We start from the raw sequence: 25,048 nt of genomic DNA, 5'->3' as shown, positions 1-25,048 counted from the left end.
AAAGGTGCACTGGGTTCCATGTTTCTCTGTCCCAATTTTTTCGTGTCTTTCGTGTCTTTCGTGGACTACGCTTTTTATTATGTATCTGGGGTAACATCAATTAATAATATCGGTTGTCAATCAAACCCGAAACGAACCAACCAGTGTTTTGAGCTGTCGAAAGTCTTCTTCCGCCGCAACTCGTCCGTAACGCAGCTTGATAAATAGTGCTGTGATCTGATCAATATTCGCAGTCTGCTCGGGCAATTTAATTTTCACCCTTTCGCCAAAGTCCTTAACGCCTTCTCCGGCGCCTCTGAGCAATCCATGCTTGGCAAGTTTTTTACAAAACCGGTTATAGATAAGCAAAACCTTGTCGGCGGTTTTCGGTTTTTGATAGAGCATAAACCAGCAAAGCGCGGCTATTATCGGCGCTATGAATGCGATCATCCCGTAAATCATGGATTTAATATCATTGATGCCGAATGACGACAAAAAATTGGATTGGCTCTTGTTGTCGTAATTGATAACCCAGCGGTGCCAGTTGTAATCGACGCTGCTCCATAGTTGCCGGGTTTTTCTTAGCCAGTTGTAAGCCGGTATGTTGGCTGTTGGGATACCATAATAGGCAGTTTGCCGGTTTGCGCTAATCTCTTGCTCGATTCTTTCCTGCGCAATGGCCGCAGTCGGATCGACCCGAACCCAACCTTGGTTCTCCAGCCAGACTTCAGCCCAGGCATGGGCGTCGGCTTGCCGTATTTCCAAAAAATCGCCGACTTTGTTCATTTCCCCGCCCTGATAGCCGGTAACGACGCGAGCCGGAATGTGAGCGGTGCGCATTAAATACACGAAGGCGGAAGCGTAATGGCTGCAAAATCCATAATGGGTCTTGAATAAAAAGCTTTCAATCGGATTTTCTTCCATCAGTGGCGGAGTCAGGGTGTAATGAAAGTCTTCCGTCCTGAAATGGTTTAACAGCTGATTGATAAAATTGTCGGGAGGGCTGTCAAAGCCGTGTAGCTGGCTGACCAGCTGTTTAATTTTATCGGACGGTTCGCCGGGCAGCTGTGTTGCGGCTTTATATTCGCTAGGGTTGATCAATCCGGTTTTGTAGTTGGTATAGGAAGTCACTTTATACTCGGCGCGTTTATCGGGTCTGCCTGAAGTAGTGAGCTGGTAATCGGCATTCAGAGTTAAAGGCGAAGAAAACTCTTGGGGCATATCCAGCGCAAAAACCCAGTTTTTATCCTGCGGCTCCATCAGGATCGTGTATTGATAAGGTGTGCCGGTAACGACAGGTTTGCCCAACGGTTTTTGAACAGCCGCCTGAGTCCAACGCTTGCCATCGGTATAAGACAAAACCGGCCCCCGCCAATAGCGCTGTCGGGACGGTGGAATAGCGCCTGCAAATTTCACCCGGAAAACCAGCTCTTCGGACACGCCGAGATCGCTGATCGAGCCGGGTTCCATGCTGTCGCTTAATCCTGTCCTGGCGTGGGGCTGTTCGTTAAACAACATCCATCTGGGCGCTTCAATACGCGGAAATAAAATAAATAAAGCGACTGCAATCGGCAGGGATTGAGCGGTAATAATAGCCGCTGTCTTTAATGCTCCGAATATTTGCACTTTACTGCTGTTGATAGAAATCAACGTTGCCAACAGTACACAGCAAACCAGCAGAATATAAGCCGCCATCAGCATGCTTTGCTCGTATAAAAATTGGGAGGACGCGACGATAAAAGCCAGATAGCTGATCAGGTAAAGATCGCGTTCTTTTTTAATCTCCAACAGTTTGAGGCCTAGCGCGATAATAAACAGATTAGTTCCGGCATCGAGTCCGAATAGGCCTTGATGCTGGTTATACAACAGGGCGATTCCAATGACGGCCAGTAACAAAATAACCAGTTTGCCCGGCAGCCAATTTTGTTTCCAGATACCGATAAAACGCCAGCCAAACAGCAGGCAAAAAAAGCCAAAGATGGTTAGTGGGATATTGTAAACATGCGGAAGAACAATCAGCCCGATAGAGGACAGTAGGAAGATCAAAATGTTCTTGTCGAGTTCGGGTTTCATAGGCTTAGGGTTTTTTTATTACGAGAGTTAAAGAATTCACCACGAAGGCACGAAGGACACGAAGTAATGAAGTTTTATCGTTCCCATGCCCCGGCGCTCGTCTTTACGCACAAGTATTTAAAAGCACGTCATTCCGGCAGGGATTCACTCCGGGCTATCCTGCCCGGGGCCCTTCGGGTAAATGCAAATCCGTTCCAGACGGATTTGTGCCGGAAACCAGAGCACAGGGATGTGAATGCTCGATTTTAACTCCACGTTGTAAGGTTTGTTGCTAGCTTTGGCATTGCCATCCATGGCGTCTGGATCCCGGCAATCCCTGCCGGGATGACGAACCGTCGTGTCACCCAGGCACTTATGTATAACGATAAGTGTCCACATCCGTCATGGTCATTCTCCTCGTTCTCAGGACTCCAATGTGAACTCATCCAGTCTTTTCTTCGTGCCTTCGTGGTGAATTCTTTAACATCATCAAAACAGCGCCAACGCTTCGAGGCATTTTTGATAATGCACCAAACCGTTATCGGGCGGCAAATTCAATCCCGGCAAAACAAAGCCGTAACGGATTTCTGCTTGCTCGGCATCGACCACCCAGCGGCACAGTTGGCTTAAACGCTCTTCAATATTATGGCCGGGCGCATAGTCGTAATCCAGCCAAATTTCTTCTGACGACTGCTCGCCGCCGTATTGTTTGCTGAACACGCCCAAGCCTTTGGCAAACGTTTTCCAATGTATGTGCCTGATCGAATCGCCGGATTGGTATTCCTGTAAGCCGCAAAACTCATCGCCGCCTTTGCGGCTAAAACCCTGTTGAACGTCTATTGACGACGTTTGAGGAAACGGTATTTCAACATGAGCCGGTTTTGGATAAACCAAGACCTTAAGATTAAAGCGGATCGGTGACCAAGCACGAAACAGGCCCAGAGGATAAGTGCTGGATAGCGTGACAGATCCCGCTTGGTGCCAGCCTCTTTTTTGGGTTATCGAGTAAAGCGTAATATGCTCAGTGCTATGCGCTTTTATTGTCAGATTTTGAGTATCTTGCAATGTAACTTTTAGCTGGTGGCGTTCCATATCGGTCGGGTTGTTGATACGGATGTCGAATCCTGCGGCTTCTCCGGCAAACACGGATTTACTTCGGCCTTTTTGCACAACCAGGCCGGCTAGCGATTTATAGCTGTGTAAGATGGTGACGAAGAAAATACTCGCCAGTAAAAAAGTCAGCATGTAAGCAAGGTTATTGTTATAAACAAAAGCAATCAGCAATAGCAGCACAATCAGCACGACAAAGCCCAAGCCCCGTTGGGTAGGCAAAATAAAGATACGCCGATGGTTTAAGGTGATCGGCATATCGACGGCTTTTTCACCTGAAACAAACCGGCTGAGTCTAAAGCGTTCTTTTAAGTTCAATGGACAGCGACGTTAGCTAAAATCGGGGCGACAATCGCTTCCGACTGGGTGTTGCCGGCTCTTAACCGATGCCCTGCGACAGCCGCCAGCACGGCTTGAATATCTTCCGGGATAGCTGCATCACGCTGATCCATAAATGCCCAGGCTTTGGCCGCAGTCAACAGCGCCAAACCGGCTCTGGGCGACAACCCGCAGTGATACTCGGGCGAATTGCGGGTAAAGCTAATAATGGCTTGGCAATAATCAAGCAGCGCAGCCGACACATGCACCTGGGTAACCGCCTGTTGTATATCTTGCAGTTGTTCCGGCGGCAATTGCACAGGCAGCGATTCGCACAGGCTGTGCCTGCTTTGTCCGCTAAGCAATTGTCTTTCCGCATGATGGTCGGGATAGCCCAGCTCGATACGCATTAAGAAACGATCCAATTGCGACTCAGGTAACGGAAACGTGCCTATTTGATGAGACGGATTTTGAGTGGCAATCACAAAAAAAGGCTGGGGCAGCGGATAGGTTTTTCCTTCGACCGTAACCTGACGCTCTTCCATGGCTTCCAGCAACGCGCTTTGCGCTTTGGGCGTGGCGCGGTTGATTTCATCCGCCAACACCATCTGGTTAAAGACCGGGCCGGGATGGAATTTAAATTCGTGATTTTTAGCATCGAATACGCAAGAGCCGATGATGTCGGCGGGTAGAATGTCGCTGGTAAACTGAATCCGCTGATAGTTCAATCCCAGCAGTTTTGCCAGCGTGTGCGCCAGTGTGGTTTTGCCGACGCCGGGAATATCTTCTATAAGCAAATGGCCGCGGGCCAGCAAACAGCAAAGTGCAAGCCGAACTTGCCGGGGCTTGCCGAGAATAATTTGATTGGCCGAATCTAAAAGCTGATGGATTGCATTTTGCATGGGGGATGTTAGGATGTTTGAGTTACGAATGAATTGAAATTCGGCTTTATTATAGAGCAAGATTCAAACGCCACTATGACTGGACAAAAAAGAGGGATTTGTTATGAAAGACTATGAAGAAGTGCGCCACAGTCTAATCGACATGCTGGAAGAGCTTGATGATCGGCTTGCTAAAATTACCCAGGATATCAAAGAACCTTTAGACAGGGACTTTGAAGAGCAGGCTACTCAAACGGAGAATGACGAAGTGCTGGATAGTTTGGGCAATGCGGCCAGAACGGAAATAGAAATGGTCAAACAGGCTATCGACAGAATAGATAAAGGCCAATATGGGTTGTGTCAGGTTTGCGGCGAGCCGATTGGCAAGGAACGATTAAAAGCCATACCCTACTCCAGCATGTGTATAAAGTGCGCCAGTCAGGCAGGCCGCTAAGGAATTTTAAACAAACGATAAACCATAGAGGCGGCCGGTCGGTCGCCATTTATGTCCTCAATACTACAATTTATTGACATAAAACAAAATTTTAAAGCAGTTTGTTTAAATCTTTTTGTTTAAAAAGCTTGCGGCCCTTATAATTCAACAAAACTTCCAAGTTTTTTCATTTCTTAATTTATTTCACTATAACCCGAGACCTGTTTAACGATGAAAACGAAAATTGCCCTATTTTTAGGACTGTTACTTATCACCAATGTAAGCTATGCCGATTTAAAAATTGGCTTTGTGAATATACCTGCCGTTCTTGAAAAAGCCCCCCAAGCTGAAAAAGCTAAAAAACGTCTGGAACAAGAGTTTTCTCCGCGCGACAAGCAATTAGTTGCTCAACAAAAAGAAATCCAAAGCATGGACGATAAAATGGCCAAAGATGCGGCCGTGATGGGTGAATCGGCGCGAGCTAATATGGAAAAAGACATCTTGAACAAAAAGAGAGATGCAAAAAGAGCCCAACAGGAATTTAGCGAAGATTTTAATGTTCGCCGCAATGAAGAATTGGGTAAATTGCAAAGCAAGATCGTTGAAGTTATTCGCGGTATAGCTAAAGATCAAAACTTTGATTTACTGCTAACCGATGGCGTTATTTATGCCAGCGAACAAATTGATGTTACAGCTCAAGTTCAACAAAAATTAGCTGCTCTGCCTAACTAATTGATTATCGCCACGCATAACTAGCTGGCGAATCTCAAGCCCACCGTAAAGGCGGTCAGTCGACAGCTTTTATGGTGGGCCCTTCTGAAAGTCCCACCCAACTGTCTCATATGAATAAGCAACAGCTCATCGAGAAGTTATCGTTAGAGCCCCATATTGAAGGCGGCTATTTTTCCAGAACTTATAGTTCCGGTCTGAAAACGGAGCTGCCTAATTCGAAGCAAAGATGTTTACTGTCGTCTATTTTTTATATGCTGACTGACGACAGTCCGATTGGCCATTTGCATAAGAATAAGTCGGACATCATCCATTATTTTCACGGCGGTTCCGCTTTAACTTATTTAATCATCGATCCTGACGGCAACCTTGACAGGAAAGTGCTTGGCTTTGATCTTGATGGAGGACAGCAACTGCAACTGCTTGTCCGAGGAGGTTGCTGGAAAGCGACCGTATTGGAGGCGGGCGAGTTTGGCTTAATCAGTGAAGCGGTATCTCCCGGGTTTGAATACGAAGATATGGAACTGGCTAAACCTGAAATCATAAAAAATCAATTTCCGCATTTATGGGATCGAATTTCAAAATATGTCCGGTAGATCCGGAAGAAGTCTCGTCACTCCCAGTCATTTTTTTCTAGCCGTTTTTGTTGGCTTAGCATCGAACGTAGCCACTGCAATAATGCTGCACAGCTTTTTATAACATGCGGCGCATAAAGTTTTGCCCTATTCAACAGCCAAATGCTTATCCGGAAGAGCATCAAACCGGCTTGATAAGTCCCATCTTTGAGTCGATACAATAGCGGACGTAGTTCAGCAAAATCTATCTCCCGATCTTGGACTTTGCCGTGCCGATGCAGCCAGCGCAACAGGCCGCTAACATAAAGAACGAATAGCCCTATACCGGAAAGAAACCAGAGAAACCGGCCTGTCGAGCCAAAAGCCTCGCCAGTATGCATAGGCCAGATCCAGGACGTAAAAGTTTCGCCTGTAGTAAAGCCGAATGGGTCGCGCACTTCTTTGACTTGCCCGCTCCAGCGGTCCACCCAGACCGTAGTGTAGGGATGCCGCTGATTGATTTCACTGCCTTGGCGTAAATTGATGCGATAAATACCGTTATCGCCGGAGGGCGTAGTCACCCGCCTGAGCTCGGCTTTTGGGAACGGGCCGCGTGCGACAAATTCCGCCGATTCCAGGCCGACCGGGTGATTGTTCGGAGTCGCCGTGCTGACTATATTACGCCCTGTTTCTCCGTGTTCCATGCCGGATGAGCCGACTAGTGTTTCCAACACCGATGGATAGCTCAGACTAAAGCCGGTGAACGCCAGCAATAATAAGATTAATGCGCTGAACAGTCCAACCAAGCGGTGTAGGTCGAATGCAAGCTGCACCATGCCGATACGGCCAGGAGCGGCCTCTGTCCCCGTAGAGTATGAAATGTATATTCCAAACTTGCTGGGAAGTGAAACGAACGCTGCCCCTATCCCCCGAATACCAGGCCACCATAAGTAGATTCCGGTTCCGGTGGAAAGTATCAGTAACAGTCCCAGAATGCCGACCGCGTTCCAACCGAAACGATCAAGACGAAGCTGGGTGTGCAAATCAAGTAACCAAGTGGTCAGTGTCTGCCCCCAGAACCGGCTGGCAACAACTTCGGCGGTATAAGGGTTTACCGATACCATTAGCGGCGCATATAACTCAAAGAATGTTTCTCTGGGCTTGTCGTACCAGACAGTAATCATACTATGGGGAGACCGGGGCATTTCCAAAGTCCATGACCCGTAACGGTTGGGATGTGCTGTTTGCACGGCGGCCATAATTTTATCCAGAGACTGGCGTTTGCCCGATGGCTGCTCGATAACCAGCTTTGGATTCAACAGTTCGTCCAGTTCTTCGCGGTAAATGCTGATGCTGCCGGTCAGGCCCATCAGTGCAAAAAAGAATCCGGCGATTAATGCCAGATAAAGATGAATCTTAAGCCAGATTGTCCGGTTGAGCAGATATTGAGTGGGAAATTTCATGGCGTTGCTAGAGATAAAATAATAATTATCCCATAGGGGATTATGCGATGTTTGTTTTTATCCGAGCTGCGAAAGCGTAGTCCACGAAAGGCACGAAAAGCACAAAAAGAGTATGCGGGGAATAAGGATGCAAAAATCAAAGCGTGTCCTGCTGATTAGATAGGGGGGGCCGGTATGCCTGTATCAAGTCACCTATCTGGTATGAACGTTGTCAAAAGGGATGCAACTGAATGCTTGGCATTACATCGTTAGCCAAGAAATATACCGTTCTATGTTTTTTGTGTCGCCTCGGCAACTGCTCCTGCGTTGCTAAACCACAGGGATGTGGCGAATGCAGAAAACGCATGGAGCGGTTTTCTGCCTACCTCCTGCGTCCATGCAGTCGTAGAGGCGCCTACTTTTGGCTTTCGTGCTTTTCGTGGACAATGCGTAACATCAGTTAATTATCCATTTCAAGCTTTTTCAAGCGATAGCTTAACGATCTGAAAGACAGCCCCAGCTGTTTGGCTGCTGCTGCTTTGTCCCATTCATTTTCTTCCAACACAAGGGTAATGGCCTTTCTTTCGATTTTCTCAAGATGTTCTTCCAATGTTCCCAAAGCCGGATCATATTCCGGAGACTTAGCAACATTATGCACATCTACCGGCAGATTCAAATCATCTCGCTCTATGCAATTGCCGTCATACAGCGCCAGGGCTCTTTCCAGAATATTTTCAAGTTCGCGGACATTGCCCGGAAAACGATACTGTCGCAATGCAGCAAATGCTGATGTCGATAGGGTTGGCCTGTCTTGTTTGCCGGCGCCGGTCAGTTTGGCCAATATATGATCGACAAGGGCAGGTATATCGTCAGGCCGCTCACGCAAGGGCGGGACGTGAAGATCGATCACGTTGATACGGTAGTACAAATCCTGCCTGAAACTGCCGTCCCGGACCATATCGCTAAGATTTTTATGAGTGGCGCTGAGCAAGCGAATATCGACCGGAATTTCCTGCTGTTCCCCGACTGGACGGATCTTTTTTTCCTGTATCGCACGCAGTAATTTAACTTGCAGAGACAGCGGCAAATCGGCGACTTCATCAAGAAACAAGGTACCGCCTTCCGCAGCCTGGAAAAAGCCTTTTTTGTCGCTGAGCGCGCCGGTAAAGCTGCCTTTTTTATGTCCGAAAAACTCGCTTTCCATCAGCTCGTGCGGAATAGCTCCGCAGTTGATCGCAACAAAAGCATGGCCGCTACGCGAGCTTTGCTGATGAATCAGTTTTGCAACCAACTCTTTGCCCGAACCTGATTCGCCGCTGATATAGACCGGCGCTTGACTGCGGGCGAGTTTCTCAATTTTTGCCCTGATCTGCTGCATGATTAAAGACTCGCCCAATAGCGTGTGCCGGGTTCTTCTTTCTTTGGCAGGGCTCGCATCGGAAAGCTTTAAAGCATTGTTAACAAGCAACTTAAGCGCAGGTAGATCAACCGGTTTGGAAACAAAATCGAAAGCGCCTTTTTTCATCGCCAGAATAGCCGACTCCATGTTGCCGTGTGCGGTAATAACGGCAACCGGTATCGGGACAGGCAGTGTTTGTATAAAGTCAACCAACTCCAGACCATTGCCATCGGGCAGATTCATGTCGGTCAGGCAAAGGTCGAAGGACTTTTGTTGTAATAATGTTTTGGCACTGACAATATTTTCAGCGCAGCATGTCTGAATATTCATCCTGTTAAGGGTGATTTCCAGCAGCTCACGAATATCGGGTTCATCGTCTACAATTAGTGCCAGTGGTTTATTCATATATCAATTAATGTCTGTTCCGCGTTCAATAAGCAAAGCCGAAAACAGCTTCGGTTATCGGCGGTTAAATAATAGCTCAATTTTGCCTGATTTAATTCGGCCAGCTCTTTTGAGATATAAAGTCCTAATCCTGTGCCGCTGGACGATGTGGTAAAAAAGGGTTCAAACAAGTGAATCTGGTGCTTGCGGCTGATGCCGGACCCGTTATCGATAATTTCTATGCAGGGTGCATGCCGTATCGCAAAAACGCGTAAAACTATGGGTCCAACTTCAGGCTTACCGTACTTCAGCGCATTCCTGCATAGGTTGTCCATGATCTGCCTTAAATGGCCGGGATCTATCAGCGCACATAAGGATTCAGCAGGGCATGAGGGCTTGAACGCGTCAATATCGACCGAATGTTCAAGCGTGAAATTTTTCAGGTAATTGTCCAGCCATGGTTTCAGATGGATCTTTTCCCGTCTTGAATCGGTTCTTTTGGAAAGCTGCAAAATATCTTCAATAATATGATTGACCCGGATCGAGTGGGTCTGGATGATTTCCGCCAATCTTTGGTCTTGAATAGATAAAAGTGAATTTTCCGAGAGTAATTGCCCTGCGTGACTGATAGCGCCTAACGGGTTGCGTATTTCGTGGGCAATACTGGCAGTGAGCCGGCCTAGCGATGCGAGTTTGCTTTGCTGCACCTGTTGATTATAAAGCGCAATATCTTCAAGAATAATCATATAAAAAAACTCATGGCCTGTTGGCAGGAGCATGAACCGGCCATGAATTTCAGTTTGATTCGGTAGTTGCAGCAGCACAATATTTTGTTCCGGATCGGATAACCAAATTTGAAAGGCTTCAGCTAAATATGCCGAAATATCGCCAAGCTTGGTTGGGACTTTCGATAAATTTGCCAACCTTAATGCGGATTGATTGGCCATCTGAATGGCCTGCTGCTTGTCGGCGATAATGATGCCCGATTGCAGATGCTGAATAATGTATTTGTTCAGATCTTCCAGCTTGGTGATGGTTTGCTTCTGTTGATCGGCAAGCTGAAATATTTGTTCGCTACGTTTTGCGAGGATATATGACAGCAACGCAATCGTAAAAAATGCTGCGCCCAGCATTCCGGCATTCGCATAAGAAGTCGAATTAAAACTGTGCGAATAATTGGCAACGAATTGTTCGGTTAATACGGCCAAACTGGCTAGCGCGGCAAAAAGCATCGCACAGCGGCCGCCGATTAATAATCCGCCAGCGGCGATGGATACTGCGAGCAAAGTGCCCATGCCACTGCCAATGCCGCCTGATGCGTGCATTATCAAGGTGAGAATGAGTATGTCTGTAAAAATCAGCAGTTGCGCTTGCGTGGTGTACCCTGTGAGCCGCCAAGCTATGCAGATAACGGAGATAATTGAAAGTACCAAGTAGCTTTGGCTGCTATACGTGAATAATTTACTGTCGTAAGTGCCGAGCAATGAAGAATCCGTGTAACTGTAAAACAAAGCGACAAACATACCGGCCAGGATAAGCCGATAGCCTAAAAAAACTTTCAGTAATAACCAGGCTTGCTGGGCGGGGATGCCGTAGCCTTTGGAGAAGGGGCAGGGAAAGATGGTCTCGTTGGTATTTGGCGGCATGTTGCTTTTAAAATGGCGTTTTGCAGGGACTTCGTTAAAATGCTCAATAAAGTTATTAAGCGTAGCATTTAGTTTTCATCTGTGTGAAAAAAATACCCGCCGAACCCGGTCAATTGAGGAGCAATAAATGAATATTCATGAGTATCAGGCTAAACAGTTGTTTTTGTATTACGCCATACCGGTGCCTGACGGCAAGCAAGCGACCACGCCGGAAAGAGCCGAGCAGGTTGCCGGAGAACTGGGCGGTGACGGTTGGGTGGTTAAAGCGCAGGTTCATGCCGGCGGTCGGGGTAAAGTCGGCGGCGTAAAGCTGGCAAAAAGCTCGGCGGAAGTGGCCGAGTTTAGCCGCGAGATGCTCGGAAAGCGACTGGTGACCAACCAGACCGGCGCGGAAGGCTTGCCGATTAACTCGGTGCTGATAGAAAAAACCTATCCGATCAAGCGCGAGTTATACCTGAGCGTACTGGTTGATAGGGCCAGCCAGCGCATTATTTTTATCGCCTCGGCCGCGGGCGGTATGGATATCGAAACCGTCGCCCACGAAACGCCCGAGCAGATTATTTCGGTTCCGGTTCATCCTGCCGCCGGTTTGCAAGGCTATCAATGCCGGAAAGTCGCTTACGCGTTGGGGCTTAAAGGAACACAAATCAGAGCTTTGGGAAAAATCATGCAAGGCTTGTACGACCTTTTTTTAGCCAAGGATGCGAGCCAAATTGAAATTAACCCGTTGATAGAAACCGATAGCGACGAACTACTGGCGCTGGATGCCAAGATCAATTTCGATGACAACGCAATCGAAGCGCATCCCGATATTCTGGCGATGAAAGATGCCGAGCAGGAAGATGAAAAAGAAAACAAAGCCCAGCAATTCGGTCTGAATTACATCACCCTGGAAGGCAATATCGGCTGCATGGTCAACGGTGCGGGGTTGGCAATGGCGACGATGGATCTGGTCAAGCTCAAAGGCGGGTTACCGGCCAATTTTCTTGATGTCGGCGGCGGCACCAGCGTTGAAAAAGTCTGCGAGGCGTTCAAGCTGATCCTGTCGGATCACAGCGTTAAAGCGGTATTGGTGAATATTTTCGGCGGCATCGTTCAGTGCGACATTATCGCGGCGGGCATTTTGGCCGCTGTCGAACAAGTTCATGTCGGCGTACCCGTCGTGGTGCGTCTGGAGGGCACCAATGCCGAGCAGGGCCGGGCCTTGTTAAGCAACACCGGACTGAATCTTTATGCGGCGGATGATTTGGCGCATGCTGCTGAACAAGTCGTTGCACTCGCAAAGGAGGCCGCATGAGCATTTTAATCGACAAAAACACTAAAGTGATTTGCCAGGGTTTTACCGGCAAACAAGGTACTTTTCATTCCCAGCAAGCGCTAGACTATGGCACCCAATTAGTCGGAGGCGTGACCCCGGAACGTGGCGGCGAAACCCATTTAGGTTTGCCGGTGTTCAATACCGTGCAGGATGCCGTTAACGATACCGGAGCAACTGCCAGCGTCATCTATGTGCCGCCGTTTTTCGCGGCCGACGCGATTATGGAAGCGGTCGATGCCGGGATTAAACTGATTGTCTGCATTACCGAAGGCATACCCATATTGCAAATGCTACGCGTCAAGGCGGCAATGGCCGGTACCGGCGCGTTCTTGATCGGCCCCAACTGCCCCGGCGTGATCACACCGGGCGAATGCAAAATCGGCATCATGCCCGGCCATATTCACCTGCCCGGATCAATCGGCATCGTGTCGCGCTCCGGCACTTTGACCTATGAATCGGTACATCAAACCACTGCGCAAGGCTTGGGCCAAAGCACCTGCGTCGGCATCGGCGGCGATCCGATACACGGCATGAATTTCGTCGATGTGCTGAGCCGTTTTCAAGACGATGACCAAACCAAAGGTATTGTGATGGTTGGCGAAATCGGCGGCGGCGAAGAAGAAGATGCCGCGGAATATATCAAAGCGCATGTCACCAAGCCCGTGGTTGCGTATATCGCAGGGCAGACCGCACCTCCCGGCAAACGCATGGGCCATGCCGGAGCGATAGTCACCGGCGGCAAAGGCACGGCAGAAGGCAAAGTCGCGGCGCTTAAAGCGGCGGGGATTGAGGTAGTCAGTTCGCCGACCGATATTGGCGTGGCGATGAAAGGGTGTTTGTAAATAAAGCAAAATGAAAATAATCACATGGAATTGTAATGGTGCATTACGAAAAAAATATCAGGTTCTGGAAGAATTCGACGCAGATTTATTAATTATTCAGGAATGCGAAGATCCTGACAGGTCATCGGCGGAATATAAAAAATGGGCTGATAATTTTTTATGGATTGGGGAAAATAAAAACAAAGGCATTGGCATTTTCTCAAGGAAAGCGAATAACATTAAAGCGTTAACATGGGGTGCGGAAGGGCTTCAATCCTTTTTACCTTGCATCGTAAATGATTCATTCATTTTAGTGGCCGTTTGGACTAAGCAAGCAAATTCACCAACATTTAGATATATTGGTCAGCTTTGGAAGTATCTACAGTTACATAAGGAAAAATTTGTCGGCAATGATGTTTTGCTATGCGGCGACCTTAATAGCAACAGCATTTGGGATGTTTGGGATAGATGGTGGAATCATTCTGATGTGATAAATGAATTGGAAAAACATGACGTAAAGAGCGTTTATCACACCCTGTTAAATGAAGAACAAGGCAAGGAAACTCAGCCAACATTCTTTCTTCATAGAAGAAAAGAAAGACCCTATCACATTGACTATGCCTTTGTTTCAAGCCACTTAATTAATCATCAAAACAGCATATTCATAGGAGAGCCGGAAATTTGGCTTGAATATAGTGACCACATGCCAGTAGTCTTTGCCATAAATGGTTAATAAAACACGACAACTTACCTAAGTACATTTCAACGAATGACCCTAAAAATAGCCCTAGCCCAAACCAACTTTCTGGTCGGCAACATAGCCGCCAATGTTGACAACATCACTCAAGCCGCCATTCATGCCCGTGATGAATTGGGCGCGGATATGATCGTCTTTCCTGAACTAACCTTGACCGGCTATCCGGCGGAAGACCTGTTATTACGCGACGACTTTATTGCCGCCGCCAATAACTCGCTTTATCAACTGGCCGACCGCGTTGCCGGTATTGCAATGATCGTCGGCTTTCCCGAACGCGATGGCGACAAGCTTTACAACAGTGCAGCGGTATTGCATCAAGGCGCGATAGTGGCCTGTTATCGCAAACGCGCTTTGCCCAATTATGGCGTGTTTGATGAGCAGCGTTATTTTACGGCGGGCAACCAGCCTTGCGTATTTGAGTTCAACGGTACGTTTATAGGGCTGACTATTTGCGAAGATGTCTGGAAGCTGGGCATTATTGAAGACAATAAACAAGCGGGAGCCGAGTTACTGCTGACCATTAACGCTTCCCCGTTCAATTCCGGAAAAATCCATCAACGCGAAGCCATTATTTGCAGTCAGGTTAAAACCGCGCAGATTCCATTGGTCTACGTCAATCAGGTCGGCGGTCAGGATGAATTGATTTTCGACGGCGCGTCTTTTGTCGTCGATGCGCAGGGACAAATCGTCTTTCGGGCTGCGGAGTTTAAAGAACAAATTAGCGTAGTCGAGTTTGACGGCAACCATCCTGTGAAAAGTACCTGCGCTCCTCTCTACAATGAGGTCTCCAGCGAATATCAGGCCCTGGTGCTGGGCATTAAAGATTATGTGCGCAAAAACGGCTTTCAAGGCGCGATTTTAGGCCTGTCCGGAGGCATTGATTCGGCACTGGTTCTGGCGTTAGCCGTCGATGCATTGGGCGCTGATAAAGTTGAAGCCGTACTGTTGCCGTCACGCTATACGCAAGACATGAGTAACGAAGATGCAGTGCTGGAAGCGAAAGCCTTAGGCGTACACTACCATATCATTCCGATAGAACCGGCAGTTAATGCCTTTACCGGCATGTTGGCCGATATTTTCGCCGGTACGGCCAAAGACGCTACCGAAGAAAATATTCAGGCGCGCTGCCGCGGCGTGATTTTAATGGCATTGTCGAACAAACAAGGCAAGCTGTTATTGACCACCGGCAACAAGAGTGAAATGAGCGTAGGCTACGCAACGCTGTACGGCGATATGTCCGGCGGCTTTGCGCCGATCAAAGACGTGCCAAAAATGCTGGTGTACCGATTGGCGCGTTATCGCAATTCGCTATCTCCTGTGATACCGGAACGGGTTATCACTCGTCCTCCTTCCGCCGAGTTGGCGCCCGACCAGGTCGATGAGGATTCGTTGCCGCCTTACGATGTGCTGGACCCGATTCTGGAGCGTTATATCGAAAAGGATCAATCGGCCGATCAAATCATCGCAGCCGGATTCAAGCGCGAAGATGTGGCAAGAGCCATCAGTCTGGTAGACCGCAACGAATATAAACGCAGACAATCCCCGCCGGGAATCAGGATTACCGGCAGGGCGTTCGGCCGCGACCGGCGTTACCCGATCACTTCGGGTTATAAAGGTATTTAGCTAGCCGCTTGAAACCGCTTCTCCATGATGGATTACCTTTTCTCAATTCCCGGCTATTTGTAATACAATGGGCAGGTTTACAACCGTTTGTTCGATCACCAAATGTTCCTGCCGGCGGGTTATAAGAAACAAGGCTATAGCTGCGTTGGCTGTCGATTACCTGTTGATTTTTCAACGGGTACACCGACCTAATGCATAGCCAATAAAAACATTACTGCTACCTGTTCATGAGTAGACAGTATTTAATAATTAAAAAAAGGTCAGTTATATGTGTTGGAGTGGTGAAGCGTCAGGCGTTTTAGCCGTCGCAGGTCTTAGTACCGCAGCTTATGTTGCGATTAAACAAGGGGAATCGAAAGAACTCTGGATTCCGTTAACTTATTTTGCCTTAATGGAATTATTACAGGCGGTCACTTATGTCTATATTGATTTATGTGATAACCCCAGTAACCAGATACTCACGCTGCTGGGCTATTTGCACGTCTCGTTCCAGCCGTTCTTTGTCAACATGGTCGCGATGTATTTCATCCCGGAAAGCGTCAAAATAAAAATTCGCACGACGGTCTATACCATTTGTGCTATCGGCACGATCTCCATGCTGATCAAAATGTACCCTTTTGGCTGGGCGGGATCTTGCAACATCGGCATAGAAGGCTTTTGCGGACCAAGTGTCTGTTCCACTTCCGGTTCCTGGCATATCGCTTGGCAAATGCCGTTGAACGGCCTGTTGTCAGATCCAGTTAGCTGGCTGTTCGGCTTTAACTGGGGTTTGCACGCACTTACTTATATTCTGGTGGCTTTTTACCTGCCACTTATGTATGGCTCGTGGCGTTTTGTCGGCTTCCATTATTTAATCGGGCCGTTTATTTCCGATATTACCACCACCGATCCGAACGAATACTCAGCGGTTTGGTGCTTGTTCTCTATCGCTTTATGCGTATCGGTCATTAAAACTCCGATTAGAAAACATCTACACGTTAAAACCTGGCCTTTTTACAAAAAGTATATTGGCGATTCGCTGTAGTGCTTGCTTAGGTCGGGTTATGCTGAAACTAACTCGACCTACGGAAATCTCAGTCTCATCTCAAATAGCTGGTAAGTCGGCTAAAAGACTTAAAAAATTCACCACGAAGGCACGAAGAACATAAAACTTCATGTCTTTATGGTGAATAAATATTTTTAAGCATCTGTTTGTTTCCCAACATTCCTTTATTTGATTCTAATCCCGCTTTGCGGGTAGACGTTACAATATTCCTTATCACAATCCGCTCTTTCATTGGCTATGCGGCCTGTTCTATACTGCCAGCCAATGCGTAATTTCCAATTTTTAATTCAGTAGGGTAGTTGCGCTTTTTTTGTTCATCACGGGAGCTGTTCAAATGCAACATCAGCAAACACTTACAATTGATGGAAATCAGGCTGCCGCGACGGTAGCCCATAAGCTTAACGAAGTCATCGCGATTTATCCGATAACGCCGTCGTCGAATATGGGCGAATGGGCCGACGAATGGTCATCACGAGGACAAGTAAATTTATGGGGGACGGTGCCGCAAGTGACCGAAATGCAAAGCGAGGCCGGCGCCGCCGGAGCCATACACGGCGCGTTGCAGGCCGGGTCGATGGCAACCACGTTTACTGCCTCCCAAGGTTTGCTGCTGATGCTGCCCAATATGTACAAAATTGCCGGCGAATTAACGCCGACCGTGTTCCATATCGCCGCCCGCTCGCTGGCTTGCCAGGGCTTGTCGATTTTCGGCGACCACAGCGACGTGATGTCGGCGCGGATGACCGGCTTCGGCATGCTGTGTTCCAATTCACCGCAGGAAGTGATGGACTTTGCGCTGATCGCCCATGCCGTAGCGCTGGAAAGCCGCATTCCGCTGATGCATTTTTTCGACGGTTTCAGGACCTCGCATGAAGTCGCCAAGATTGCCATGCTGGATGACGATGTGATGCTGGCAATGATTCACGAAGAATGGGTAATGGCGCACCGAAGCCGGTCGTTGACGCCCGATAGTCCGGTGTTACGCGGTACGGCCCAGAATCCCGATGTGTATTTTCAGGCCAGGGAATCGGTCAATGCCTATTATCAGGCGATGCCGGGGATCGTGCAGGGCGCAATGGACGGATTTGCCAAGCTGACCGGCCGATCTTATCATTTGTTTGAATACGTGGGTTCGCCGGAGGCCGAGCGCGTTATCGTGATGATGGGTTCAGGCGCGGAGGCCGTAACGGAGACGCTCGATTATCCTAACCGCCAAGGCGAGTCGGTCGGCTTGCTTAAAGTGCGCTTATACCGGCCCTTCGATGCCGCCAGCTTGTTAGCTGCGCTTCCGGCTAGCTGCCGCAAAATCGGCGTATTGGATCGCACCAAAGAGCCGGGCGCGGATGGTGAGCCGTTGTATAAGGATGTGCTTGGCGCTGTGGCCCAGGACTTTTCCAGCGGCGAGTCCAGGTTCTCGGTGATGCCGAAAGTGGTCGGCGGCCGTTACGGTCTGTCTTCCAAGGAATTCACGCCCGGCATGATCAAGGCGATTTATGATGAACTAAAACAGCCGCAACCGAAAAACCATTTCACAATCGGCATCCACGACGATGTCACTCACACCAGCCTGGATTGGGATGCGAGTTATCGCACCGACGCTCACGCCGACACGTTCCAGGCGATGTTTTACGGCCTGGGCAGCGACGGCACGGTCAGCGCCAACAAAAACACTATCAAAATTATCGGCGAAGCGACCGATCTGCACGCCCAGGGCTATTTCGTTTACGACTCGAAAAAATCCGGCGCGATTACCGTTTCGCATTTGCGCTTCGGCCCTAAACCGATACGCTCCACGTACCTGATCGGAGAAAACGACGCCAATTTCATCGGCTGCCATCAGACGATTTTCCTGGAGCGTTACGACATGCTCGCTAATGCGGCGGAAAACGCGGTGTTTTTATTGAACACGCCGGAACCGGTCGAACAGGTTTGGGCGTCGCTCCCAGCCAAAATGCAGCGGCAAATGATAGACAAAAAAATCCGCTTTTATGTAATCGACGGCTATGAAGTCGCCGAAAAAAGCGGCATGGGCAAGCGCATCAACACCATCATGCAGACCTGCTTTTTTGCAATATCCGGCGTGTTGCCGCAAGAGCAGGCGATTGCCGATATTAAACACGCGGTCGAAAAAACTTACGGCAAGAAAGGTCAACGCATCGTTGAGCTGAATTTCAAAGCCATCGACGAAACGCTGGCGAGCTTGCATTCGGTTCCGTTGCCGACAGCGGTTAGCAGTCAATTCGACATCCAGTCCAGAATCAACGATGCGGCTCCCGACTTTATCAAACGAGTGACCAGCGAAATCATTGCCGGACGAGGCGATGCGTTGCCGGTCAGCGCAATGCCAATCGACGGCACGTTCCCGACCGGTACCGCAGCTTATGAAAAACGCAATTTGGCGTTGGAAATTCCGGTTTGGGAAACCGACTTATGCACTCAATGCGGCAAATGCGTGATGGTGTGTCCGCATTCGGTCATTCGCAGCAAAATTTATTCTGACGATGTATTGAACAAAGCGCCGCCTACCTTCAAGCACGCGGCTATGCTGGGCAAGGATTTTCCTGCCGGCTTGTCGATCACTTATCAGGTCGCGCCGGAAGACTGCACCGGCTGTACGCTGTGCGTCGATATTTGCCCGATCCGGGACAAATCCAACGCCAGCCGCAAAGCCGTCAATATGCAGCCCCAGCCGCCGCTACGCGAAACCGAGCGCGACAATTGGGATTTCTTTTTGGCTATCCCCGAATACGATCGCAGGCTGTTGAAAACCAATACCATCAAAGGCTCGATGGTATTGCAGCCGTTGTTCGAGTTTTCCGGCGCTTGCGTGGGTTGCGGCGAAACGCCGTACATAAAACTGGCGTCGCAGCTGTTCGGTGACCGCATGGTGGTTGCCAATGCGACCGGATGTTCCTCGATTTACGGCGGCAACCTACCGACCACTCCGTGGACTAAAAACCCGGAAGGCCGCGGGCCTGCATGGAGCAATTCCTTATTTGAAGACAATGCGGAATTTGGTTTGGGCATGCGGATCGCCCTCGATAAGCAAAACCAATACGCCAGGGAATTGTTGTCTGCACTGCGAGAGCCGTTAGGCGGCGAATTGGTCGATGCAATACTGAACGCCGACCAGTCCGATGAAGCGGGGATTTACGAACAGCGCGAGCGGGTTGTCGCACTGAAAAGACACTTGCATCCCCTGACCAGTCAGGCAGCGCAAACCTTAACCCAGTTGGCGGACAGCTTATGCAAAAAAAGCGTCTGGATTATCGGCGGCGACGGCTGGGCTTACGACATCGGTTATGGCGGTCTCGACCATGTCTTGGCCAGCGGGCGCAATGTCAATATCCTGGTGCTGGATACCGAAGTTTATTCCAACACCGGCGGGCAGACATCCAAATCGACACCGTTGGGCGCAGTCGCAAAATTCTCTGCCGGCGGCAAAGCGACGGCTAAAAAAGACTTGGCATTGCTGGCGATGGATTACAGCAATGTCTACGTCGCCCATGTCGCTTATGCCGGTAAAGACACACAAACCCTGAATGCGTTTTTGGAAGCGGAAGCCCACGACGGCCCGTCCATCATCATCGCTTACGCACCGTGTATCGCGCACGGCGTCGATATGTCCAACAATCACCGGCAGCAAAACCTGGCGGTGAAAAGCGGGCATTGGCCATTGTTCCGCTTCGATCCCGACAAGATCAAACAAGGCAAGAACCCGATGCACCTGGATTCTCCTGAACCGTCGATTCCTTACCGCGATTTCGTCAAAACCGAAACCCGTTTCAGCATGTTGTGGCAAACCCATCCCGAAGATGCCGAGCGTTTTCTGGAACAGGCGCAGCAGGATGTTAAAAACCGCTACCATTATTACAAACAACTGTCTGAGCTGGAGTGGAACGAATCGACCAGTGTTTCAGCGGTGAAAGCCCAACTCAAGAGCGAAAGCGCCAAGGAGACCGACAATGGTTGATTTAACGACTGATTACATAGGCTTGAAATTGGCTAACCCCTTGGTGCCGTCGGCGTCGCCGTTGAGCAGGGACACGGACAGTGCGCGCAGACTGGAAGACGCAGGCGCATCGGCGTTGGTGATGTATTCGCTGTTCGAGGAAAAAATCGAAGCCGAAGAACATCAAATGGACCGGTTTTTTTATAATCAAGCCATAGGACATAATGAATCGGATTCGTTCCATCCGGTGCCGGACAATGTGCAAACCTACCAGGAACAGTACCTGGAGCATCTGCAACAGCTCAAGTCGACTTTGGCAATTCCGGTCATAGCCAGCCTGAACGGTACTTCCTTAAGCGGCTGGGTCGAATACGGCAAGCAATTGCAACAGGCGGGCGCCGACGCGTTGGAGCTGAATATCTATCATCTGGCCGCCAATGCCGAGGAAAGCGGCGATAGTGTCGAGCAGCGTTACCTGGATATATTGCAGGAATTGAAAGGCCAGGTCAGTGTGCCGATTATCATGAAGCTCTCCTCCCAATTCAGTTCGCCGATTCATTTCGCCAAACGTCTGGAAGCTGCCGGAGCTAACGGCATAGCGCTGTTCAACCGTTTTTACCAGCCCGATATTGATTTGGAAACGCTGGAAGTGGTGCCGAAACTGGAGCTGTCATCGTTAGCTGAAGCCTTGTTGCGCATACGATGGACGGCTTTGTTGTACGGACGGACGAAACTATCGCTCGCGGTAACCGGCGGCTTTCATCAGACACCTGATGTATTGAAAGCGCTGTTGGCCGGAGCCGATGTGGTGCATTTGTGCAGCGTATTGCTAAAGCATGGTACAGGCCGTTTAGCCGAAATCCTGACTGAAATGGAACAATGGCTGGGCGAGCATGAATACGAGTCGGTCAATCAACTAAAAGGCAGCGTCAGCCAGCAACACGCCATCGATCCGAGTGCGTATGAACGAGCGAATTATGTGCAGGTGTTGGACAGTTATTCCAGTCCGGCTGGGGTGTTGAGGTAGGTTTGGCAAGGTGCGTTTTTGTGCCCTTGCTAGTTCCCAAGCTCCAGCTCTCATCGTTATACACAAGTATCTCCGATCTGTCGTCATTCCGACAGGATGTAGGCCGGAATAAGACCGCCCGGCGTCAGCAAGGGTGGGCGTTTCCGGCAATCGGAGCGCCGGAAACGCCAGTCCAGCGCTTAACGCGCGGACAGGCTTATTCCGGCCTACGTCGAGATGTGTATAACGATGAGTGCAGCGCGTGGGAACGAGGAAAAGCAGGAGCTTGGGATCCATCGGAAATGAGATTAATTTTAACCCGAGCATTGCATTTGGCAGGCAAAGACGGTTTATTGGCGCTTACGCCAACACGGCTATAAAGTGGAGCCATTTTGAACACGACTGAAATAATGCCAAACTCGCCAAGGTCGGAGTTTGATTCGGACTTGCCTGTTTTATATCAGGACGAATTTCTGGTGGCAATCAATAAACCGGCAGGATTATTGGTGCATAGGTCAGATATAGACCGCCATGAAACGCGCTTTGCGGTGCAATTGTTACGCGACCAACTGGGACAAAGAGTATTTCCGCTACATCGTCTGGACAAACCCACCGCCGGTGTATTGGTGTTTGCGTTAAATCCGGATATTGCCCGAAAAATGATGGCAATCTTTATGGCCGATAGCGTGGAAAAAACCTATCTGGCCGTAGTGCGCGGTTACAGCGCTGAGCGGGCGATTATCGATTATCCGTTACAGGAGCAATTGGATAAAATGACCGACCGTCTGGCACAACAGGATAAAGCCGCCCAGTCCGCAATTACCTATTATCGACGTCTTGCCACAGTGGAATTACCGTTTGCGGTGGGACGTTACCTGACCAGTCGTTATTCCTTATTACAGCTTTCGCCAAAAACGGGTCGTAAACATCAACTGCGTCGGCATTTAAAGCATATTTTTCATCCGATTATCGGCGACACCACTCATGGGGACGGTAAGCACAACGATTTTTTCCGGCAACAATTAAATTGTCGGCAACTGTTACTTGCCTCGACCCAGCTCAATTTTCCACATCCTGTCACAGGACAACGACTGGAAATTCAAGCTCCGTTGGATGCCGGTTTCAGCCGAATTGTTACAGAACTTAACTGGAATGTAGACAATGCATAGGATGTACCGACGAAAGGAGGCGCACTTGTGCCTCAGCATATCCTGCGGCCCTCTTATCTTCTTTAGCAACACTCAACAAATGGAGTTAGCAAAATGACAAAACAGCGTCTGGTAAAGCAATTTTGTACGGCTCGTGACACAGCTTATCGATTGTCCGAACTGGCGCCGGTAGAGTTCGAACCTGCCACGAATTTTTCCGATCCCTCCGTGTTCATAGACACGACCGTTAAGTTTCAAGAAATTCAAGGCTTCGGAGGCGCTTTCACGGAAGCGGCCGCGGTAACCTTAGACAAAATGCCAAGCCATTTGCGGCAGGAAATTCTGCAAGCCTATTTCTCTCCAGACACCGGCAATGCCTATAGCTTATGCCGAACCCACATCAATAGCTGCGATTTCTCGCTTGGAAATTATGCCTATACGGAAGTGGACGGTGATGTCGATCTTAAGCATTTCAGCATTGAGCATGACCGGCAAGCCCTGATTCCGATGATTCTCGATGCGATTGCTTTATCCGGCGGCAAGTTAAAGCTTTTCGCGTCACCCTGGAGTCCTCCGGCCTGGATGAAAACCAACGGCATGATGAATAACGGCGGCAAGCTTAAGCCGGAATATCGCCAAGCCTGGGCGGATTACTATGTCCGTTACATTCAAGAATACGGGCAGGAGGGCATACCGATTTGGGGGCTGACGGTGCAGAACGAGCCGGAAGCCACGCAAACTTGGGACTCCTGTATTTACACAGGCGAAGAGGAGCGGGATTTTGTCAGGGATCATCTTGGCCCAACCCTCCATGATGCGGGGCTTGGCAACGTTAAAGTGATTGTCTGGGATCACAATCGCGACCGCCTGTTTGAGCGTGCCAAGGCCGTGCTGGACGATCCAAAGGCAGCTCATTATGTCTGGGGCGTCGGTTTCCACTGGTATTGCGGGGATCACTTCGACAATGTTCAGCTGACTCATGACGCCTATCCCGATAAACACCTGATTTTCACAGAGGGTTGCCAGGAAGCCGGACCGCATCTCGGTTCGTGGGATACCGGAGAGCGTTATGCCCACTCGATCATAAACGATCTTAACCGCTGGACCGAGGCCTGGGTGGACTGGAACATGGTTCTGGATGAAACGGGCGGCCCTAACCATGTGAGCAATTTTTGCAGCGCGCCGATTATTGCCGACACCCAGGCCGGAGAAATACTCTACCAAAGCTCTTATTACTACATCGGTCATTTCTCCCGTTTCATCCGCCCAGGGGCTCGCCGAGTGGCCTGCGCCAAAACCCTGGACAGCCTTGAAGCAAGCGCATTTTTGAATAGCGATGGGACCGTGGCCGTAGTGGTCTTGAACCGCACCGAGCAGTCAACTTACTTCGATCTAAAGAGCCAGGGATTACAGGCTAAAACTTCAATTCCGGCTCGGGGGATCAAGACTTTTATTTTTTAATAACTGTTGGGCAAGCTGTTTATGCCCGACCTTATATCTATGGGGCTTACTCATGCGCAATATTTTCTGGTTCGTCGACGCTTACAGGAGAACTCACTATGGAGATAGCTAGTTCGGTACGAAGCTTCGTGACTTCTACCTCCAACTTATCTATCTGTAGCTGGGCAAGTTTGTCGTCTCGCTTTTGAATCTTCTCGTACCATTTGTGTGCGCCGACCGCGCTGAGAGCAATCCCTGTACCGAGCACTACGCCAATTATGATTTTTGCCATTTTTTCGTTCGATTTCGATACCTCGATGAGCGTCTTGTTTAATTCGATGAGATCGTTATCGGCCTTACTTCGTTGCGCGTTGGCCTCAAGCGGAATGATCACTTCCATGTACTTGACCTTTCTGTCAAGGGAAGATGAGTAAATCGAAACGTACGAGAAAATAGAAGCCATGATCAGAGCAAGACCGAAGAGGCATGCGAATTTATAAATGTTATCGGTGGGAATCGGGAGAGATGGTGTCATTTTTTTATAATTTTTTCATCAATTTTCACAGGTTGCTGCATAGTTTTATTATCATTTTTACTTTCAGTGGATAAGAAATATCTATTAGCAACAACAAATAGAAAAATAAAAACACCTAATATTGCTATCCACCAACATGAGTACCTTTTAATCTGAGTCTTTAGATAAATTCTGTTTTTTGTAATTACCGGATCAACACATTCATCAATTTCAGATTCCATAAGAACTTTATTGTAATTAAGCTTTAGAATCTCCTTTATAGTACTAGAGGCGCTATCAAATCGCTTAACCAGTTCGCTTTTAGTCATCAAAAGCCAAAGACCTGAAATTATAGTTAAAAAAACGACCACTGCTAAGGAAGCACTGAACAAATCGCATTTTTTCCCTATTTGCCAGACAAGCTGATTTTTTTCGAAAATCGCCGCTTTGCAGGATCTAATAAATAGCATTTTTAACCGTTTTTCCCGATTTTTCGT

General features: G+C 48.9%; 22 protein-coding genes. 13 read left to right on the top strand and 9 right to left on the bottom strand.

Annotated features, from left to right (window positions below):
* Nucleotides 1-120: 120 nt before the first annotated feature.
* The 4 genes from EPO18_RS16455 to EPO18_RS16440 form a co-directional block, all read right to left on the bottom strand.
* Nucleotides 121-2,052, bottom strand: coding sequence for a transglutaminase TgpA family protein (locus tag EPO18_RS16455; protein ID WP_292435163.1), 1,932 nt, complete (start codon nt 2,050-2,052; stop codon nt 121-123).
* A gap of 144 nt (nt 2,053-2,196) precedes the next feature.
* Entirely contained in the window at nt 2,197-2,430 is a 234-nt protein-coding gene (locus tag EPO18_RS16450) for a hypothetical protein (RefSeq protein WP_292435161.1), read from the bottom strand.
* Nucleotides 2,431-2,520: 90 nt separating this feature from the next.
* Nucleotides 2,521-3,459 (bottom strand): DUF58 domain-containing protein, encoded by a 939-nt coding sequence (locus tag EPO18_RS16445; RefSeq protein WP_292435159.1) that lies wholly within the window; start codon nt 3,457-3,459, stop codon nt 2,521-2,523.
* Nucleotides 3,456-4,361 carry an AAA family ATPase gene (locus EPO18_RS16440; protein ID WP_292435157.1) on the bottom strand — a complete coding sequence of 302 codons (906 nt, stop codon included), beginning with the start codon at nt 4,359-4,361 and terminating at the stop codon, nt 3,456-3,458. The genes EPO18_RS16445 and EPO18_RS16440 overlap by 4 nt, the downstream gene beginning before the upstream one ends.
* Nucleotides 4,362-4,464: 103 nt before the next feature.
* On the opposite strand from EPO18_RS16440, the gene EPO18_RS16435 reads away from it, so the two are divergent.
* The 3 genes from EPO18_RS16435 to EPO18_RS16425 all read left to right on the top strand — a co-directional run bounded on the left by EPO18_RS16435 (nt 4,465) and on the right by EPO18_RS16425 (nt 6,098).
* A complete protein-coding gene (locus EPO18_RS16435; protein ID WP_292435155.1) occupies nt 4,465-4,794 on the top strand; it encodes a TraR/DksA family transcriptional regulator in 330 nt (109 codons plus the stop codon).
* A gap of 210 nt (nt 4,795-5,004) precedes the next feature.
* Nucleotides 5,005-5,505 carry an OmpH/Skp family outer membrane protein gene (locus EPO18_RS16430; protein ID WP_292435153.1) on the top strand — a complete coding sequence of 167 codons (501 nt, stop codon included), beginning with the start codon at nt 5,005-5,007 and terminating at the stop codon, nt 5,503-5,505.
* A 110-nt stretch (nt 5,506-5,615) separates the two neighbouring features.
* Complete coding sequence (locus EPO18_RS16425) at nt 5,616-6,098, top strand: cupin domain-containing protein (RefSeq protein WP_292435151.1); 483 nt, start codon at nt 5,616-5,618, stop codon at nt 6,096-6,098.
* 17 nt (nt 6,099-6,115) lie between these two features.
* Here the strand turns inward: EPO18_RS16425 and EPO18_RS16420 are convergent, their stop codons facing one another.
* The 3 genes from EPO18_RS16420 to EPO18_RS16410 all read right to left on the bottom strand — a co-directional run bounded on the left by EPO18_RS16420 (nt 6,116) and on the right by EPO18_RS16410 (nt 10,927).
* Nucleotides 6,116-7,519 carry a PepSY-associated TM helix domain-containing protein gene (locus tag EPO18_RS16420; RefSeq protein WP_292435149.1) on the bottom strand — a complete coding sequence of 468 codons (1,404 nt, stop codon included), beginning with the start codon at nt 7,517-7,519 and terminating at the stop codon, nt 6,116-6,118.
* Nucleotides 7,520-7,958: 439 nt separating this feature from the next.
* Nucleotides 7,959-9,302 carry a sigma-54-dependent transcriptional regulator gene (locus EPO18_RS16415; protein ID WP_292435147.1) on the bottom strand — a complete coding sequence of 448 codons (1,344 nt, stop codon included), beginning with the start codon at nt 9,300-9,302 and terminating at the stop codon, nt 7,959-7,961.
* Nucleotides 9,299-10,927 carry a sensor histidine kinase gene (locus EPO18_RS16410; protein ID WP_292435145.1) on the bottom strand — a complete coding sequence of 543 codons (1,629 nt, stop codon included), beginning with the start codon at nt 10,925-10,927 and terminating at the stop codon, nt 9,299-9,301. Before EPO18_RS16410 ends, EPO18_RS16415 begins: the two co-directional genes overlap by 4 nt.
* Before the next feature lie 127 nt (nt 10,928-11,054).
* Here EPO18_RS16410 and sucC point away from each other — a divergent pair, with 127 nt between their 5' ends.
* The 10 genes from sucC (at nt 11,055) to EPO18_RS16360 (ending at nt 24,058) form a co-directional block, all read left to right on the top strand.
* Nucleotides 11,055-12,224, top strand: a complete 1,170-nt coding sequence (gene sucC, locus EPO18_RS16405; protein ID WP_292435141.1) for an ADP-forming succinate--CoA ligase subunit beta — start codon at nt 11,055-11,057, stop codon at nt 12,222-12,224.
* Nucleotides 12,221-13,087, top strand: coding sequence for a succinate--CoA ligase subunit alpha (gene sucD / locus EPO18_RS16400; protein WP_292435140.1), 867 nt, complete (start codon nt 12,221-12,223; stop codon nt 13,085-13,087). Before sucC ends, sucD begins: the two co-directional genes overlap by 4 nt.
* Nucleotides 13,088-13,097: 10 nt before the next feature.
* Nucleotides 13,098-13,799, top strand: a complete 702-nt coding sequence (locus tag EPO18_RS16395; RefSeq protein ID WP_292435138.1) for an endonuclease/exonuclease/phosphatase family protein — start codon at nt 13,098-13,100, stop codon at nt 13,797-13,799.
* Between the two features lie 36 nt (nt 13,800-13,835).
* Complete coding sequence (locus EPO18_RS16390; RefSeq protein WP_292435137.1) at nt 13,836-15,446, top strand: NAD+ synthase; 1,611 nt, start codon at nt 13,836-13,838, stop codon at nt 15,444-15,446.
* A gap of 268 nt (nt 15,447-15,714) precedes the next feature.
* The gene (locus EPO18_RS16385) at nt 15,715-16,470 is read left to right on the top strand and encodes a DUF5765 domain-containing protein (RefSeq protein ID WP_292435134.1); all 756 of its coding nucleotides are present in this window, start codon (nt 15,715-15,717) and stop codon (nt 16,468-16,470) included.
* Nucleotides 16,471-16,825: 355 nt separating this feature from the next.
* Nucleotides 16,826-20,464 (top strand): pyruvate:ferredoxin (flavodoxin) oxidoreductase, encoded by a 3,639-nt coding sequence (gene nifJ / locus EPO18_RS16380; protein WP_292435131.1) that lies wholly within the window; start codon nt 16,826-16,828, stop codon nt 20,462-20,464.
* On the top strand, nt 20,457-21,470 hold the full coding sequence (locus tag EPO18_RS16375; RefSeq protein ID WP_292435129.1) for a dihydroorotate dehydrogenase-like protein: 1,014 nt from the start codon (nt 20,457-20,459) through the stop codon (nt 21,468-21,470). Before nifJ ends, EPO18_RS16375 begins: the two co-directional genes overlap by 8 nt.
* Nucleotides 21,471-21,490: 20 nt before the next feature.
* Nucleotides 21,491-21,829, top strand: coding sequence for a hypothetical protein (locus EPO18_RS16370; RefSeq protein WP_292435128.1), 339 nt, complete (start codon nt 21,491-21,493; stop codon nt 21,827-21,829).
* 12 nt (nt 21,830-21,841) lie between these two features.
* Nucleotides 21,842-22,618, top strand: a complete 777-nt coding sequence (gene truC, locus EPO18_RS16365) for a tRNA pseudouridine(65) synthase TruC (RefSeq protein WP_292435126.1) — start codon at nt 21,842-21,844, stop codon at nt 22,616-22,618.
* Nucleotides 22,619-22,711: 93 nt separating this feature from the next.
* A complete protein-coding gene (locus EPO18_RS16360) occupies nt 22,712-24,058 on the top strand; it encodes a glycoside hydrolase family 30 protein (protein ID WP_292435123.1) in 1,347 nt (448 codons plus the stop codon).
* Between the two features lie 46 nt (nt 24,059-24,104).
* Here the strand turns inward: EPO18_RS16360 and EPO18_RS16355 are convergent, their stop codons facing one another.
* Nucleotides 24,105-24,437, bottom strand: coding sequence for a hypothetical protein (locus tag EPO18_RS16355; protein WP_292435121.1), 333 nt, complete (start codon nt 24,435-24,437; stop codon nt 24,105-24,107).
* 131 nt (nt 24,438-24,568) lie between these two features.
* Nucleotides 24,569-25,048, bottom strand: a 480-nt coding sequence (locus tag EPO18_RS16350; RefSeq protein WP_292435120.1) for a hypothetical protein, incomplete at its 5' end; no start/stop codon positions are given.

The sequence above is a fragment of the Methylobacter sp. genome (assembly GCF_004322395.1).
Taxonomy (GTDB): domain Bacteria; phylum Pseudomonadota; class Gammaproteobacteria; order Methylococcales; family Methylomonadaceae; genus Methylobacter_A.
This window is presented reverse-complemented; position numbering and strand designations above follow the sequence as displayed.